Raw genomic sequence first — 16,362 nt, 5'->3', positions numbered from 1 at the left:
TCTCGAAAGGCTTGATTTTCCGTTGTAAATGATGGCTGAAAAACTCAGATGTAGCAAATTTTAAACCCAAACAGGATAAGTATTTCAAACCGTCTTGCAGAAAACTACACATATATCGGTTTCATACATAGTCTAAAATACTACTCATTTCTTGCCGATAACGCTTGGGAGTTGTGTGTAGCATTCGCCCAAACACAGATGTCATGTGACTCTGGTTGCCAAATCCTGCTTCTACGGCTACCTGCGCTAGCGATCGCCTTTGGTTTTGTAACAGTTGTTGGGCAAGTTCCAGCCGACACCGGAGGACATATTGATAAGGTGACAGTCCAGTTGTTACCTTAAATGCTCGTGCGAAATGGTAGGGACTGAATCCTACTGTGGCAGCAATCTGTTTCAGGTTAAGTTCCTGGGATAAATGCGCTCTGATGTATTCCAAGACAGACTTTAACAAATTTGGATCTAAAAACTCTGGTGGACGTTTGAGCCGTCCAGATAGGTTTGAACGTCGGTAAATGATTTGTGCCAACACTGCTGTTGCAACTGATTCTAAGTAAAATGCACCACCAGTTTGTCCATGATCAAAAAACTCTTGCATAGCGATCGCAGCACTCAAGCCCCAGTGAGTTTTGGGAATTTGCCCTGGCTGTAATTCAATTGTCTGTCCCTCTGCTTCCACTTTGACTATCCGCTCTAGAAAAGATTGGGAATATCCAAACACCACAAAACAAGAAGCGTCTTCCACCGAACTATAAGTACTGCTTTGAGGCACAATATCAAAACCTCCTGGTAGCGCTTGGTAAGGTTGCAGTCGATCGGCATTGAAGGCCGCAATCCCACGAGTTTCCCCAAAACTTGTTACCACAAGGTTAAGTGGTGAGCGAATATTGACTTCTAAATGTCCTGGCGGAATGATTGCTACCATCAACTCTGGTGTTTCTAACCAGTGTCCCCACTGGGGTAGAGCTTCTAGTGGGGGCTGATCGAGGGGAATTTTCCGTTCTGGGGGATTGAACAAAAACTCTTTTAGCAGATTCATGGGCAGAGCCAATCAAGTATTAACAGCAATTTAAATGCTTCAACTCTATTGTCTCAAAAAGCAGATTTGGATATTCCGCAAGAATTGAAAAGACAGTAACAATTGCAGCCAAGTATTTTCAAAGTTATACCAGTTTAAAAAAAGAATGCGACAAATAGACCATTTGTAGAGACGCGATTCATCGCGTCTTCACCCAAGGATGTGTTGCAATCATTAATTGAATTGGTATTAGGATTTTGATTTGAGTGATTGTCAATGCCTGTTTTGATTCCTATTTCAACCTTCTTTATCGGCTGTCATGGGCTACTTGCTTTGGGTTTATCCTACCGAGTAGCAATGGAACGCACCCGTACTCGGATTTGGCATGGTGCATCTCTATCTGAGGTTGCCTCACAGCCCAATTATTTAGATCATCCAAATGCTTGGGCAGAGTTTGTGGAAAAAATAACACAACAGTCTAATGTCACGAAAAACATGGAAGACGGGGTGTTGCAGCGTACTATCCGAGCGCATGGTAACTTTACAGAATACGTACCCCTTAGCCTCATGTTCCTAATTGCCCTAGAGTGGATGCAGGCGGGGAATGGACTATTATGGATGCTAGGTACTCTATTGACACTAGCTCGGATTGCCCATGCCTGGGGATTAATACAGGTTTATGGCCCATCACTGGGCAGGGCGATCGGTTTTTTCGGAACTTGGCTAGTTTATATCGTCGGCAGTCTAGCTTGTCTTTACTACAGCGTGCAGCAATTTTGATAAATTATAATGCTTAAAGCAATTGATACTGATCTTTGGGTTGCTGAACAAATCCGTAAAATATTTTGGCTTGGAAGTAGGGACGAGGAAGGCAATGTTTAGCACGGGCGTAGCTACAGTAACTTCTGGAATTACACCTTGCGGGTTACTCAATAGTATCAGGGTCTAGATTAAGCGATCGCAACCTTGCCTTTAACTGTTCTATCTGCAACTCTGCCTGTTCTGCTCGTTGGCGTTCCTGTTCTGCTCGTTGGCGTTCTTGTTCTGCTCGTTGGCGTTCTTGTTCTACTAGTTCTTCTGCTTGCTGTCTTGCTAAAATTTCTTGCCTTAAAGCCTCTACCAGTTCATCAGGTATCAGTAATTTTTCCCCTGTATCCTCTCGGTAAAACCCAATTAGCCTTCCCTCAACCACCAAGCGTAGTTGTAACGGTTCACTGCGTCCATCTTGTATCGGTTCGTAGATTTCTCCCCGCAGACGATACCCACGTAACTGTTGTTCCACCCACTCGCTTTTAGGGTCAAATAGCCAGTACTCGTTGACACCTAGCTGCTCATAAAGGGTCTTTTTGAAGATTTCGTCTTGTCCCTTAGTCCCAAAGGATGTCATTTCAAAAATAACTGTCGGTACTTGACCCTCTTCCCAAACTTTATAGTTGTCCCGACCGCCAGGTGCAACATCAAAAATCACCATTACATCTGGGGCTACCCGCAATTTGGGAAAGCCCTGTGCATAGTAAAGAAATTGATTTCCTAATACTGTTGCCTGACGATTTGCCAGATACTGTTTCAGGACTTCTAAGGTAGTTAGTAAAGCATAAAGGTGGTCGTAGGTTTCTGCCACTGGTTGACCATCAGCACTGGGGTAGAAGATTTCTGATTCGACACTAACAGGTAGAGTAGCCGTCACGTCGCTTCGCTCCGAATTCAAAATTGACGCATTAAGAATTTCTATAAATAAATTAACTTGCTTTGTATCTTTTTATGTTTTGGTCATGGTTGTAAAATCAGTACTACAAGATTATTTTAGAGCAAATTCTAATTCAGGGTAACTTATAGCAATCCGATTTGATTTCTGAATTACTCGTAAAGACCAGGGACTGGGGACTGGGGACTGGGGAAGGTGGGCCCCCTCTGGGGATAAGGGGTAATGGGGACTCTTAAGAAGGAATAAAGGTGTACCTAGCTTTGCAAAAATCAAATATGAGTCCTATATCATTGATAGATTTTATTATAAGCAATCACCCGAACTTGATATGAGTAACAAAAAGAGTAATAAAAAGGGCAGGTATAAAACCCGCCTTCAAAGTAATCAATATTTAAACTAAACTAAACTAGCGATCGCAACTTAATTACCAATTTGAGGCGCACTCAAAGAAACCTTTAGTGCATCGTCTTTTTGCTGTGCTAATGTTGGTACGGAATCACGCAATCTTGCCGTCAATTGTACAGTTGTGGCGTCATACATTTGAGTCAGCAATTTTGGATATAAACCAATACCAATAATTGGTACCAACAAACAGGTAATAATAAACACTTCACGGGGTTCGGAATCTATCAAAGCTTGGTGAGAAACTAATTCCTCGTTCTCTTTACCGTAGAAAATTTCTCGCAACATCGACAGCAGATAAATCGGAGTTAAAATCACTCCCACTGCCATCAAGAACACCACGATAACTTTGAAGGTAGAGCTATAAGCATCGCTAGTAGCAAAGCCGACAAACACCATTAATTCTGCCACAAAACCGCTCATCCCTGGCAATGCCAAAGAAGCCATTGAACAGGCAGTGAACATGGCGAAAATCTTCGGCATTCTCTTACCGACACCGCCCATTTCATCCAACATCAGGGTGTGTGTCCGGTCGTAAGTTGCCCCTACAAGAAAGAACAAACTTGCCCCAATTAACCCGTGAGAAACCATTTGCAATATTGCCCCACTCAATCCCAAATCGGTGAAGGAGGCAATACCAATCATCACAAAGCCCATGTGAGAAATTGAGGAGTAGGCAATTTTTCGCTTCAGGTTGCGCTGGGCAAAGGATGTCAAGGCAGCGTAGATGATATTAACTACCCCCAAAACTACCAATACTGGTGCAAAATAAGCGTGGGCATCGGGGAGCATTTGGGCATTCATCCGAATTAAGGCGTAACCGCCCATTTTCAGGAGAATACCTGCCAATAACATGTGTACAGGGGCTGTAGCTTCACCGTGGGCATCAGGTAGCCAAGTATGCAAGGGAATAATCGGCAACTTGACGGCGTAAGCAATTAGGAAGCCAGCATAAAGGGCAAGTTGGAAATTCAGGGCGAAATCTTTTAAGGCGAGCGATCGCATGTCAAACGTCACCGTATCGCCGTAAAATCCCATTGTCAGGGCAGACAGCAAAATAAACAGCGAGCCGCCAGCGGTGTATAAAATAAATTTAGTCGCTGCATATTGCCGCCTTTTGCCTCCCCAAATCGACAGCAGAAAGTATATCGGTACTAGTTCCAGTTCCCACACCAGGAAAAACAACAGCATATCCTGGACGGCGAACACGGCAATCTGACCGCCATACATCGCCAAAATCAAGAAGTAAAATAGCTTCGGCTTGAAGGTAACAGGCCAAGCTGCTAAAATCGCCAGCGTGGTAATGAATCCAGTCAAAATAATTAGGGGCATGGATAAGCCATCTGCCCCTACTGACCAATTCAAATCTAGTTGGGGTACCCAGGGGTAACTCTCGACCAACTGCAAATTTGGATTGGAGAAATCATACCCAGTGTAAAAAGCATAAACAATTAGTGCAAAATCTATCAGCCCTACGATGAGGGAGTACCAGCGCACTGTTTTGCCTTCTTTATCTGGGATGATGGGAATCAGTAGTGAGGCGGCTATCGGCAACAAAATAATCGTCGTCAGCCACGGAAAATTAGCTGTATTCATCACAATTCGTCTGCTATCAAAATCAAGTTTGGCAAAAAGTCACTAGTTATTAAGTAACAGCTTTTTGGGGATTTCGTCTTCCTCGTTAGGTTGATTTAATTAAATTGGCAATCCCCCGTTTCTTCTGTTGGGAGTCTTTTTTAACATTTGAGAGTGCGGAATGTGCGTTGTGATACCCCAGTCAAGTCAAAAATTTACCCTAAAAAAGCCGCTAAAATTATAGTCTAGGGGTGCGATGTCTACGACAAGCCGCTTTGCGTCTACGCGTAGTCCAACCTATCGCTAAAAATACACGATGCTGTTTGGTGGTTGTTGAAAAAAGCAATTTGGTGCAAAAAAGCATGACAGGAGAAATAACCATAATGATAATCGCACAAATTGAAAGCTAGATTCGTAATGTCACCAACAAAGATGGAGAAACAACAAATGTACTCGTCCCTATAGAACTTTGGCAACAGCTCGCTCTGATCACGACAATAGGCGATTTGATTGAGTTTTTTTAGTAAAATAGACAGGTAAGGTTGATAAGGAAAATGCTATATGTCATCTCCAGCGATCGCTACTGTAATTAGGATGATGGAATCTTTATCTGAAGATGTGCAAGAAAGAGTTGCAGAACATCTCCGAGAGTACCTGGAAGATTTGCAAGATGAGTTGAAATGGGATAAATCATTTAAGAAAACTCAACAACAACTGATTGCATCTGCCCAATCTGCTAAAAGAGAGATTGCAGAAGGACTTGCAAAACCAATGAACTATGAAAATTTATGAAGTCTGTAACTCTTCCTTCTTTTTGGGATAAATATAAGTCCCTTGAAAAGCAAGTTAGACAGAGTGCGAGAAAAGCTTATCAGTTATGGAGAGAAAATCCTTTTCATTCGTCTTTGCATTTTAAATGTATAAATAACGAGGAGAATATTTGGTCTGTCAGAATAACTCGTAATTATCGAGCAATTGGAGTTTTGGAGGGTGATACAGTTACATGGTTCTGGATAGGTAGTCATGACGATTATGAAAGCTTTTTTTCATAACAGGATCGCTATTTTATTTACTACTTATAATAAAATTCCATATTTTAAATATTAGTAGTTTTTTTTGATCCTGAAAATCCTTAAATGCCATTCAATAAATAATGTAATAGAATTTAGCGCGACCGTTTTCTAGGTACTTTAGACCTTCACCTCTGACAAGGGTGCAAAAACCTGTGAGGTTAACGGCATTAACAAAGCGAAAGTCAACTTCCATAACTTGTCTTCGCTTTTTAATAGAGAAGGTGCGATCGCGTAGCCCAACCTATCGCTAAAAATACACGATGCTGTTTAGTGGTTGTTGAAAAAAGCAATTTGGTGCAAAAAAGCATGACACGAGAAATAACCATAATGATAATCGCACAAATTGAAAATCAGATTCGTTATGTCACCAACGCAGATGGAGAAACAACAGATGTACTCGTCCCTGTAGAGCTTTGGCAACAGCTTATAAGTTCCATAAATTCTGATAACGTCAGTGGTTTAGCTTGGATTGATGAACAAGAGCCAAAAGCACAAATATTAGCCGATTTGCAAGAGTCCGTGCGACAAGCAGCAGTAGGACAAACTTTCCCAGTTTCAGAGCTTTGGGACGATATGGAAGCCTAGATTTATGCCAGAAGTTCGCTTTACATCTCCCTTCAAACGCCGTCTAAAAACTCTGACTAAACGCTATCGCCAAATTCAAGTTGACATTCAACCCATTATTGATCAGCTACAGGCTGGAAATTTTATCGGCGATCAAATTTCTGGGATAGACTTGACTGTTTTTAAAGTTCGAGCAAAAAACAGTGATATCCCGACGGGTAAAAGTGGTGGATATCGGGTGATCTATCAAGTTGTCTCGTCTGAATTCGTCTTACTTCTACTCATTTATGCAAAATCGGAGCAGGCAGATGTGAGCTTAGAAGACATTGAAGATGCAATTAAAAAGACATAAAAAATCATATTCTGGGAGCATTTCGTTTATGTTACAACAGTGTGATCACCAGATACTTAGCATCTCAAAGACATGGCACTCAAAAAAGTTAGTCATTCTCACACCTCTGCCGAAACACCTGAAGCACTTTTCCGAGATATTAAAAATAAAAAATCCCAAGGTTTGATTTCTCACCAAGCTGACATACTTAGAAAATACTGTCAGCAAGAAACTCTTAATCTACCAGATGTTGCTTTACAACTTCCAACAGGTAGTGGTAAGACAGGAGTCGGGCTTTTGATTGCAGAATGGCGGCGTTGCCGTTTTAATGAAAAAGTAGTGTATCTATGCCCTACTGTTCAACTTGTGAATCAGGTAGTTGAGCAATCATCAACTATTTTTGGAATAAAAGCAAATGCTTTTACAGGTAAACAGGCTGAATATACCCCTACTATCAAGGCTGAGTATACTAATGCAGAAACTATTGCTGTCACTACTTATAGTGGTTTATTTAACACAAATCCTTTCTTTAAGAACGCCGACATAATAATTCTTGATGATGCCCATTCTGCTGAAAATTACATAGCAAAATATTGGTCTCTTTCAATTGAGCGAAATAATTCCAAACATAGCACTCTTTTTAGAGCTTTAGTTTCGGCTATGCGTGGGATTATTCTAAATGCACACTACTCTAGGTTGATTTCTGACTCTCCTGATTTAGGAGATATTCAATGGGTTGAAAAGATACCTACTCCATTCCTGTATGAAAGACTCGAAGAAATAACTACAATACTGGATACACACATCAAGGACATAAACGACTTACAGTATTCTTGGTCTGCTCTGAGAGATCACTTATTTTCATGCCATATATACAGCAGCTATAACTCGATATTAATTCGTCCTGTTTTGCCACCTACTCGTACTCATCAACCATTTTCTACTCCTAAACAACGCATATATATGTCTGCTACATTAGGAGAAGGAGGAGAATTAGAAAGGCTTGCAGGTACAGAAAAAATAGTTCGTTTACCAGTTCCAGATGGATGGGATCAACAGGGCATTGGTCGTCGCTTTTTCTTTTTTCCAGAAAGATCACTTAATGAAGAAGCTGCACTCAAGTTAGCTATAGATATGATCAAAGAAACACCAAGAACACTCGTCCTTGTCCCAGATGATCCTACTGTAAATAAACTTGCAACACAGATATCTACAGCAACTAGTTATAAAATATTCAATGCTAGGGAAATCGAGAAGTCAAAGCAGACTTTTATATCTGAATCAAAAGCAGTAGCTATAGTTGCAAACCGATATGATGGGATTGATTTGGGAAGTGATGAATGTCGTCTATTAATAGTAAAAGGAATGCAAAAAGCAACAAATCTACAAGAAAAATTTCTTGTGACGCGAATGCCAGCAAATATTCTTTTTAATGACCGTGTATTAACTAGAATTGTTCAGGCAGTTGGTCGTTGTACAAGAGCAGATAACGATTATTCCGCAGTAGTAGTGCTTGGAGAAGAATTGAATAGTTTTTTACTAGATAAGAATAAAAGAAAGTTTTTACATCCAGAAATTCAAGCTGAGATAGAGTATGGAATTGAGCAATCTAAAGATGTTAAATCATCAGATTTTATTGATAATTTGCAAATTTTTCTAACACATAAAGAAGACTGGAATGGAGCAGAGAAGGATATTATAGATTTGAGAGATAAATTAGAACAATCTCAACTTCCAGGCATAGAAAAATTACAGGCAGATGTTGCTCATGAAGTTAGATATCAAAACGCACTTTGGAGCGGCAATTTTGAACAGGCAGTTCAAGAATGTAATTCTGTATTAAGTTCGCTTAGTGGAGATGATGTTAAAGGATATAGAGCCTTTTGGTACTACCTTGCTGGAAGTGCAGCCTGGATAGCGGCAAAACGTGGTGTAGCTTCTATGGAAGGAGTAGCACGGAATTTCTTTAAGCGTGCTGCTTCTACTACTGAAGGAGTTAGTTGGCTCTATCAACTCTCTAGGTTGAATTTAGAAGAAAATCAAGAAAATCAAGCTGATAAATTGAGACTGACTTCTGTAGTTGAAGCACTAGAATCACAATTGTCACTGTATGGAAATTTCAACGATCAAAAGTTTGAAGCAGAGGTAAAAGTAATTCTTGAGAATCTCCAGAGAGTGAAAGATACTCAGCAAGACTCAAAAGCGTTTGAAAATGGGCATGAAAAATTAGGGCGTTTATTGGGTTATCAAGTTGGAAATTCAAACGGAGATGCTGATCCAGATCCCTGGTGGATTGCTGATGATGACTTTTGTATTGTATTTGAAGACCATTCAACTAATAATCAGGGAAATTCACTAGGAGCAACTAAAGTTAGACAAGCTGCTTCACATCCAAACTGGATTAAACAGAATATTTCGTTGCTTCGCAAAGAATCAGAAATCATACCTGTTGTGGTTACACCTTGTAAAAGTATTACCAGTGGTGCAGCACCTCATACACAAGATGTGTGTTATTGGAATCAGGAAAAATTTCAAGCCTGGGCAGAAAAGGCAATCACTGTAGTACGTGAGCTAAAACGTAGTTTTCCTGGTGAGGCTAACTTGGAATGGAGAGAAACTGCTATGAAAGCTTATCAAGATAATGGTCTTGACCCAGCATCCTTAGCAAAAAATTTACGTAATCAAAAATTAGCTAATCTCCCAATTAGTGGATAGTTAAAAGGTAGGGGTGGGCAACCGCCCGCCCCTATGAAAATCAGGTAACACCAAAGACAATCACTAAGCCCAAAACCGCCCCAAACACAATCAAGGCATAGAATTGAGCGCGACCGTTTTCTAGGTACTTCAGACCTTCACCACTGACAAGGGTGAAAAAGCCTGTGAGGTTAACAGCACCATCGACAACGCGGAAGTCAACTTCCATAACTTGTCTAGCTAGGCGACGCAAGCCGAGGACAAAAACCCGATGGTAAATGTCATCAAAGTACCACTTGTTGAGGGATAACTCGTAAAGTGGTTGGATTTTAGCAGCGATCGCAGCCGGGTCAATCTGACGGCGCAAATACATCAGCGAAGCTAAGGTAATCGCAACCAAGGAAATTCCCACTGAGGCACCCGCCATAATGTAGAATTCCGTGGGATTAAACTCAGAAGCTTTTTCTAGAACTTCGGTGAGAGTTTCGCTAGGAGGAAAGATAAACTCTTCAAAATAATTGGCGTAGGGAGTTCCCACCAAACCAATGAAAATTGAAGGTACAGCCAAAAATACTAATGGCAGAGTCATTGTCCACGGCGACTCGTGGGGGGAGTCGCTGTGATGCCCGTGGGAATCATGATCATGGGAGTCATGGTGTTCAGTGGCAGCCAATTCTCCTTTTTTCATTGCCCCAGGCCCAAAATTCGGGGCTAGTTCTTCTGACTCTAACTCTAGGACAATTGTGGCTGCCTTCTTGAGTTTTTCCTTGATTTTCTGGTCAGTACCCCGGAATTTGCCTTCAAATGTCGAGAAATACATTCTAAACATATAAAAAGCAGTAATTCCGGCAGTTAGCCAGCCGATAAACCAGAGGAGTGGGTTAGCCTCAAAAGCCTTCCCCAAAATTTCATCTTTTGACCAGAAACCAGCAAAAGGTGGGATACCAGAAATTGCCAAGCAACCAATCAAAAAGGTCGTTGCTGTGACAGGCATATACTTTCGCAGTCCACCCATCAAGCGCATATCTTGCGCTAAGGCGGGGTCGTGTCCAACGACACCTTCCATACCGTGAATTACTGAACCTGAACCCAAGAACAGCATCGCCTTGAAATAGGCGTGGGTCATTAGGTGGAATAGCCCAGCACTGTAGGAACCTATTCCCATTGCCATCACCATGTAACCCAGTTGGGAAATGGTGGAGTAAGCCAAGCCCTTTTTGATGTCGTTTTGGGTAATGGCAATGGTTGCCCCCAAAAACGCCGTAAACGCCCCAGTAAAGGCAATGACATTCATTGCAGCTGGAACGTCTTCAAATACTGGGTACATCCGGGCAATGAGGAAAACACCCGCCGCCACCATTGTTGCCGCGTGAATCAAGGCGGAAATCGGGGTGGGGCCTTCCATTGCATCTGGTAGCCAGACGTGGAGAGGGAATTGGGCTGATTTCGCCACTGGCCCTAAGAAAACTAAAATCGCAAACAGGACAGCAAGAAAATTGCTGATCGAACCTGATTCTACGAGTTGGGCGAGGCGATCGCCCATGATATTAAAATCAAAGCTTCCCGTTGCCCAGAATAGCCCGAGAATGCCGAGTAATAAACCAAAGTCGCCTACGCGGTTAGTCACAAACGCTTTTTGCGCGGCATCGGCTGCTGACTTGCGATCGTACCAAAAGCCGACCAGCAAGTAAGAACACATCCCCACCAGTTCCCAGAAGATATAAATCTGTACTAGGTTGGGGCTGACCACCAGACCTAACATTGAGGAGCCAAACAAACTGAGATAGGCGTAAAACCTCACGTAACCGGGATCGTGAGCCATGTAGCCATCGGTGTAAATCATGACTAAGCAGGCTACCGTTGTGACAATCACCAGCATTAAGGCTGTCAGGTGGTCAATAGTGTAGCCCATGCTCAGATGAAAATTACCTGCTGCCGCCCACTCAAAGGTGTACAGATAAGGCGCGTGTCCTTGAATTTGGCTCCATAACAAGGCAAATGATAGCCCCATAGCTGCTGCCATCAAGGAGATAATCACCACAGCGTTAAGCTGCCGTAGGCGGTTTGTCACCTGATTCAACGAGATTAACCCTAGACCGACCAGCATCGCCCCAAAAAGAGGGAACACCGGAATCAGCCAGGCATACTGATAGATTACTTCCATCACTGACGCCTACTTTTAGAATTCTTGATTAGCGTGTCGAAACTGTTAACAATTGTGACACACACCCTTTAGGATAAAATAACCCACCCAAGGCTGATTGGGTGGGGTATTAAGCATGGTTTTAGATTTGGTCTTTGGTCTTTGGTCATTGGTCATTGGTCATTGGTCATTGGTCATTAGCCCTATGCCCTATGACGCCAGTTGCTTCAAGTCGGGCATTGCCCGCCCAACGCACTGGCTCCCCAATGCCCAATATCCATCAGGCTGATCGATACTCTAAGTCCACTGTTTTTGAACTTTTGTAGATTTTGGGGTAATTGCTGTAGCTGGCTTTAATCTCTTCTAAAGCTAGACGTAAATCTTCCCTGCTACGAAAGCATTCCAAGCGATGGCGAATAGTGCCATTTTCAATCAATAGTAAAGTGGGTAGTGATTTTAGCCTATAAGTAGTAGACAATTTAAAATTTTGATCAGCGTTAACCCCGACTAATTTAATTTCATCCCCGCACTGGGCCTGAAATTGCAACAACAGCGGGTGGATAACTTTACACAAGCCACACCAAGGTGCTTCAAAGTTAACTAAAACAGGAATAGGAGATTCTAAAACTTCTTGAGTAAATGTCCGCTCACTAACCGACAACACCATGACGCCTCTTGGATTATAAGGTTTTTATATCAAACTAGCTATCAGTACTGAATTGAGTAGTGCTGAGTTCCGAGTTCTGTTTGCTGAGTAGAAGTCCATAACTAAAGTTAGCGGATTGAATGAGGAACTCGTTTATTTTTCTTTTAGAGTAAAGCAAAATTGGGACTAATTGCCAAGCAATGAATACTAAGTTGCTTGCTTTTACTCAGGACTCAGGACTCAGGACTGCTTCAGTGGAGGATTGGCAAGTCAGTAACTGCCGATAGATCCATTCAGGACACAAATATTCAGGACACAGAATAATTGGCAAAAATTGAGCGTGTTAATGTGTCTCTGACAGAAAAGCCACCCTAGAAGTCGACTGAACGCACCCTCCACTGAATAGATGTTTGAATTTATCCTACATTGATTTGGAGCAATTGATAAGCTGAAATTTCCATCTATTTCGGATTTTCTGCTGACACTCTGCTGACACTGGGGATCGTCTAAATTTACCATCCTACCCTACTAGTTGCTTCCATTAACAGAGGGTGCGACCACCAAAGCAAAGCTATAAAAATGGTAACTCCCAAATAGGCAGGGCGGAGAAATTCCTGCCATTTGAGAGATTGACGTCCGTCAATAATTGCTTTAAAGGGAATAATTGAAGTCCGCTGTTTGGCAATTTCAAAAGCTTCTCCATAACGATCGCTCAAGCGGCGATCCCCGTGCCAAACCCCAAACCAGTGATGCAATATCAATCCAATGGAAGTCACAAGGGTAAAGGTAGTACCCAGCCAGAGAGTATGGGCAACACACCAAATTATTTGTCCTACCATCTGGGGATGACGGGTAATCCGAATAATTCCGGTTTCGTAGAGATGAACTTGGGGCTTTTGAATAGCAGCAATTTCTAGTAGATTGAAGGTAGCAGGATATAAAAACAAAAACGAGATTGCTGACAGCAGCCAAACAAATTCTCGCACTCCTGGCACCCCTTGTACCTGCCAAATTTGCAAACCATCATAGCGGTGCCCAAAAAAGTAAATAATTAATATTACAGCCAACGGTAAGCTGACTAATGCAAAGAGAATGCGATAAAGCCTTGGGCCAATGTATTTTTCTGCCCAAGGGCGTAAAGCAGCGCCTCCACTGTGAGCGATCGCAAAAACTATTTGTAACCCCAGTATGACAAAATGACTGGGTGTCAACCAAGAAATCAGCAGCATATACACAGGTGAAGTAATTTAAAGAAAATTGAATTCAGTACAACCAATACCACAAAGTATTCAAAAGGGGACTTTAGTCAAGATGTTGTGCTACTGTCTTTTTCGAGTTAAGCCTTCAAGTTTAATATGCAACAAATCATGTCCGACTGATTGCTGCCAAACCTGATTTATTACGTGCATCTGCTCCTTTAAAAGTTTGTGGGTTGAGCCTTATGTCTGACCTTCCTTTCACTTTAGATCAGTTACGTATCCTGAAAGCGATCGCTCAAGAAGGAAGCTTCAAGCGTGCCGCTGATAGTCTTTACGTCTCCCAGCCTGCCGTCAGTTTGCAAGTCCAAAATCTCGAACGGCAACTCGATGTCCCTTTATTCGATCGTGGAGGACGACGCGCCCAATTAACCGAAGCTGGGCATCTACTCTTAAACTACGGTGAAAAAATCCTCAGTCTCTGTCAGGAAACCTGCCGTGCGATCGAGGATTTACAAAATCTCCAAGGTGGTACTTTAATTGTCGGTGCTTCTCAAACCACTGGCACTTATCTTTTGCCCAGAATGATCGGTATGTTCCGACAAAAATATCCAGATGTGGCGGTGCAATTACACGTCCACTCGACCCGGCGGACTGCTTGGAGTGTCGCTAACGGACAAGTCGATCTGGCGATTATCGGTGGTGAAATTCCCGGTGAACTGTCAGAATCTTTAGACGTGATTCCTTACGCTGAGGACGAGCTAGCGCTGATTATACCTGTCTTTCATCCTTTTACCAAACTTGAAAAAATCCAGAAAGAAGACCTATATAAATTACAATTCATCGCCCTAGATTCCCAATCGACTATCCGCAAAGTAATTGACCAAGTGCTAGCACGCTGCGAAATCGATACCAGACGTTTTAAAGTTGAAATGGAATTGAATTCCATTGAAGCGATTAAAAATGCTGTGCAATCTGGTCTAGGAGCTGCCTTTGTTTCAACTAGTGCGATCGCTAAAGAGTTACAAATGGGCGTTTTGCACCGTACTCCCATTGAAGGCGTTGTCGTCAAACGGACGCTGTGGCTGATTTGTAATCCCAATCGCTATAGATCCAAGGCCGCAGAAGCCTTTAGTCAAGAAATTTTGCCCCAGTTTGCTAACCCAGGATGGAATCAAGATGTGTTAAAATTAACACAAAAAAGTCTAGTGTTAACTACATTGGAGGTAGCAACACCTACTTTATCTGGCGAAGACTAAAATCAGGTTATTAGTCCCTTGTCATTTGTCCTTTGTTTTTTGTAAATGACCAAATAATTCGTAATGACGCTCCTCTGTCGCTAACTTAATTCGTAATTATTAACCCATTGTGTTCGTGCAGGGTGCTGTAGGCAAACCAAGGGTTTGACATCAGGAAAAAAGTTTCGTGTTCCTCATTAACAAATTTAGTTGTTCTGTAACCTGAACTAATTACGAATTACGTAGCTTGCTTCTTACCATTCGCGTAGCATCTCGTAGAGAAGGCGAGTATTATCAATTACGAATTATTTTGACTAATCAGGAAAATGGAAGTTTACTGCACTCGTCCACGTTGTCCACGCCCACAAAACTATTTTGCCGATTTAGATGATGTTACGACACTGAAAACAACCCAGCAAAAGTATTGCACTACCTGTGGTATGCCATTGATGCTAGATGGTCGATACGTGCCAACGAAACTGCTGGGAAGGGGCGGGTTTGGAGCAGCATTTTTGGCACGCGATCGCCGAATACCGGGAATGCGTCAATGCGTGGTTAAGCAGTTTCAACCAGCGGGAAATTTAACTTTAACTCAACTGCAACAAGCGCAGTTAATGTTTGAAAGAGAAGCGGAAGTTTTAGCACAACTTGGTAACGATCACGAGCAAATTCCTGACTTGTTTGCTTTCTTTCCAGTGATAGTTAATAGCTTGCAACCAAAAGAGCAAGACCAATTTTTTTACTTGGTGCAAGAATACATTGATGGGCAAAACCTAGAAGAAGAATTAGTTCAACAAGGTAAATTTTCTGAACAGCAAGTGTTAGAGGTATTGCAAGCAATCCTGAGAGTACTAGAGTTTGTCCATGACAGAGGCATTATCCACAGAGACATCAAACCTTCAAACATTATGCGTCGTCGTGATGGTAAACTTTTCTTACTAGATTTTGGCGCAGTCAAGCAAGTAACAAATGTTGCACTTGGTTCTGCGGCTTCTTCTACAGGAATTTATTCTATGGGATTTGCACCGCCCGAACAGATGGCTGGAGGGCAAGTCTTTCCATCTACAGATTTATACGCTTTAGCTGTAACTATTATTACCTTGTTAACAAATAAGGAAGCAATTCAACTATTTGATGCCTATAGCAACCAGTGGAAATGGCGATCGCAAGTAAGTGTCAACCCTCACCTTGCTGACATTTTAGACAAGATGCTGCTACCTGCGGCTAATCAGCGCTTCCAGTCAGCCCAGGAGGTTCTGGGCGCACTTAACTCACAAGCGGCTCAATCTCCTACACAACTTAATTCGCCCTCTGCAACCCTCCCGCCACAACCATCCCAAGGTTCTAATCCTGTCGTTCCCCGTCGTCCACCAACTCAACCAGCGTTTTCGACATTGGAATTATTGGGTGGGGCGGCATTTAGTGGATTTGAGGGTGCATTGATCGCGATCGCCCTCTTCAGTCTAGTAAAATCACCAATAGTTACTTTGACTACTTCCGCCCTGATTTTAGGTATACTAATTTTTGTCCAAACCAGGCGATGGATTGAAAAGTTCGATTTATTAATTATTCCCACAATTACTTTTGCGATTATTTTTTTTGTCCCCTTTTTACGGGGAGGTCTTGACCTTCCGTCAGTGGTAATTTTAGCAGTTGCAGCAAGCTTAGTAGCTATTTCACTAACAGCTGTGTTTCGACTTATTTATAAATTATTATCTTTTTTACTTTAAAAAACTTCTATGGTTAGATTTAGCCAAACAATTAAATAATAAATATTTTT

13 protein-coding genes are annotated in these 16,362 nt (G+C 42.1%); 7 read left to right on the top strand and 6 right to left on the bottom strand.

Going from position 1 to position 16,362, the window contains the following annotated elements; translation table 11 throughout:
* Nucleotides 1–121: 121 nt before the first annotated feature.
* On the bottom strand, nucleotides 122–1,036 hold the full coding sequence (locus RMY63_RS29060) for an AraC family transcriptional regulator (RefSeq protein WP_322732028.1): 915 nt from the start codon (nucleotides 1,034–1,036) through the stop codon (nucleotides 122–124).
* 255 nt (nucleotides 1,037–1,291) lie between these two features.
* Between RMY63_RS29060 and RMY63_RS29055 the strand changes: the two genes are divergently transcribed.
* A complete protein-coding gene (locus RMY63_RS29055) occupies nucleotides 1,292–1,795 on the top strand; it encodes an MAPEG family protein (RefSeq protein ID WP_322732027.1) in 504 nt (167 codons plus the stop codon).
* 145 nt (nucleotides 1,796–1,940) lie between these two features.
* Here the strand turns inward: RMY63_RS29055 and RMY63_RS29050 are convergent, their stop codons facing one another.
* Nucleotides 1,941–2,702: a Uma2 family endonuclease gene (locus tag RMY63_RS29050; RefSeq protein ID WP_322732026.1), complete on the bottom strand. Its 762-nt coding sequence runs from the start codon at nucleotides 2,700–2,702 to the stop codon at nucleotides 1,941–1,943.
* Nucleotides 2,703–3,140: 438 nt separating this feature from the next.
* Nucleotides 3,141–4,718 carry an NAD(P)H-quinone oxidoreductase subunit 4 gene (locus RMY63_RS29045; protein ID WP_322732025.1) on the bottom strand — a complete coding sequence of 526 codons (1,578 nt, stop codon included), beginning with the start codon at nucleotides 4,716–4,718 and terminating at the stop codon, nucleotides 3,141–3,143.
* A 540-nt stretch (nucleotides 4,719–5,258) separates the two neighbouring features.
* Here RMY63_RS29045 and RMY63_RS29040 point away from each other — a divergent pair.
* The 4 genes from RMY63_RS29040 (at nucleotide 5,259) to RMY63_RS29025 (ending at nucleotide 9,380) form a co-directional block, all read left to right on the top strand.
* Nucleotides 5,259–5,489, top strand: coding sequence for a hypothetical protein (locus RMY63_RS29040; protein ID WP_322732024.1), 231 nt, complete (start codon nucleotides 5,259–5,261; stop codon nucleotides 5,487–5,489).
* A gap of 608 nt (nucleotides 5,490–6,097) precedes the next feature.
* Nucleotides 6,098–6,355, top strand: coding sequence for a hypothetical protein (locus tag RMY63_RS29035; protein ID WP_322732023.1), 258 nt, complete (start codon nucleotides 6,098–6,100; stop codon nucleotides 6,353–6,355).
* A 4-nt stretch (nucleotides 6,356–6,359) separates the two neighbouring features.
* On the top strand, nucleotides 6,360–6,686 hold the full coding sequence (locus tag RMY63_RS29030; protein ID WP_322732022.1) for a type II toxin-antitoxin system RelE/ParE family toxin: 327 nt from the start codon (nucleotides 6,360–6,362) through the stop codon (nucleotides 6,684–6,686).
* Between the two features lie 72 nt (nucleotides 6,687–6,758).
* Nucleotides 6,759–9,380 carry a DEAD/DEAH box helicase gene (locus RMY63_RS29025; protein ID WP_322732021.1) on the top strand — a complete coding sequence of 874 codons (2,622 nt, stop codon included), beginning with the start codon at nucleotides 6,759–6,761 and terminating at the stop codon, nucleotides 9,378–9,380.
* Nucleotides 9,381–9,420: 40 nt separating this feature from the next.
* On the opposite strand, the gene RMY63_RS29020 is transcribed toward RMY63_RS29025, so the two are convergent.
* The 3 genes from RMY63_RS29020 to RMY63_RS29010 form a co-directional block, all read right to left on the bottom strand.
* On the bottom strand, nucleotides 9,421–11,523 hold the full coding sequence (locus tag RMY63_RS29020) for an NAD(P)H-quinone oxidoreductase subunit 5 (protein WP_322732020.1): 2,103 nt from the start codon (nucleotides 11,521–11,523) through the stop codon (nucleotides 9,421–9,423).
* A 259-nt stretch (nucleotides 11,524–11,782) separates the two neighbouring features.
* A complete protein-coding gene (locus RMY63_RS29015; RefSeq protein WP_322732019.1) occupies nucleotides 11,783–12,169 on the bottom strand; it encodes a thioredoxin family protein in 387 nt (128 codons plus the stop codon).
* A 491-nt stretch (nucleotides 12,170–12,660) separates the two neighbouring features.
* The gene (locus RMY63_RS29010; protein WP_322732018.1) at nucleotides 12,661–13,377 is read right to left on the bottom strand and encodes an NnrU family protein; all 717 of its coding nucleotides are present in this window, start codon (nucleotides 13,375–13,377) and stop codon (nucleotides 12,661–12,663) included.
* A 212-nt stretch (nucleotides 13,378–13,589) separates the two neighbouring features.
* Between RMY63_RS29010 and RMY63_RS29005 the strand changes: the two genes are divergently transcribed.
* Complete coding sequence (locus RMY63_RS29005; RefSeq protein ID WP_292868735.1) at nucleotides 13,590–14,603, top strand: LysR family transcriptional regulator; 1,014 nt, start codon at nucleotides 13,590–13,592, stop codon at nucleotides 14,601–14,603.
* Between the two features lie 305 nt (nucleotides 14,604–14,908).
* Nucleotides 14,909–16,312: a serine/threonine-protein kinase gene (locus RMY63_RS29000; protein WP_322732017.1), complete on the top strand. Its 1,404-nt coding sequence runs from the start codon at nucleotides 14,909–14,911 to the stop codon at nucleotides 16,310–16,312.
* The last annotated feature ends 50 nt before the right edge of the window (nucleotides 16,313–16,362 follow it).

Source organism: Nostoc sp. ChiQUE01b (assembly GCF_034531255.1).
GTDB lineage: Bacteria > Cyanobacteriota > Cyanobacteriia > Cyanobacteriales > Nostocaceae > Nostoc.
The sequence above is the reverse complement of the archived record's forward strand: the minus strand, read 5'-3'. Positions and strand labels throughout refer to the sequence as shown.

What these genes read in the sequence shown, in the direction of transcription:
- RMY63_RS29005 (WP_292868735.1), top strand. Translation starts at nt 13,590, where the DNA reads ATGTCTGACCTTCCTTTCACTTTAGATCAGTTACGTATCCTGAAAGCG.
- RMY63_RS29000 (WP_322732017.1), top strand. Translation starts at nt 14,909, where the DNA reads ATGGAAGTTTACTGCACTCGTCCACGTTGTCCACGCCCACAAAACTAT.
- RMY63_RS29025 (WP_322732021.1), top strand. Translation starts at nt 6,759, where the DNA reads ATGGCACTCAAAAAAGTTAGTCATTCTCACACCTCTGCCGAAACACCT.
- RMY63_RS29030 (WP_322732022.1), top strand. Translation starts at nt 6,360, where the DNA reads ATGCCAGAAGTTCGCTTTACATCTCCCTTCAAACGCCGTCTAAAAACT.
- RMY63_RS29015 (WP_322732019.1), bottom strand. Translation starts at nt 12,169, where the DNA reads ATGGTGTTGTCGGTTAGTGAGCGGACATTTACTCAAGAAGTTTTAGAA.
- RMY63_RS29055 (WP_322732027.1), top strand. Translation starts at nt 1,292, where the DNA reads ATGCCTGTTTTGATTCCTATTTCAACCTTCTTTATCGGCTGTCATGGG.
- RMY63_RS29020 (WP_322732020.1), bottom strand. Translation starts at nt 11,523, where the DNA reads ATGGAAGTAATCTATCAGTATGCCTGGCTGATTCCGGTGTTCCCTCTT.
- RMY63_RS29035 (WP_322732023.1), top strand. Translation starts at nt 6,098, where the DNA reads ATGATAATCGCACAAATTGAAAATCAGATTCGTTATGTCACCAACGCA.
- RMY63_RS29010 (WP_322732018.1), bottom strand. Translation starts at nt 13,377, where the DNA reads ATGCTGCTGATTTCTTGGTTGACACCCAGTCATTTTGTCATACTGGGG.
- RMY63_RS29045 (WP_322732025.1), bottom strand. Translation starts at nt 4,718, where the DNA reads ATGAATACAGCTAATTTTCCGTGGCTGACGACGATTATTTTGTTGCCG.
- RMY63_RS29040 (WP_322732024.1), top strand. Translation starts at nt 5,259, where the DNA reads ATGTCATCTCCAGCGATCGCTACTGTAATTAGGATGATGGAATCTTTA.
- RMY63_RS29060 (WP_322732028.1), bottom strand. Translation starts at nt 1,036, where the DNA reads ATGAATCTGCTAAAAGAGTTTTTGTTCAATCCCCCAGAACGGAAAATT.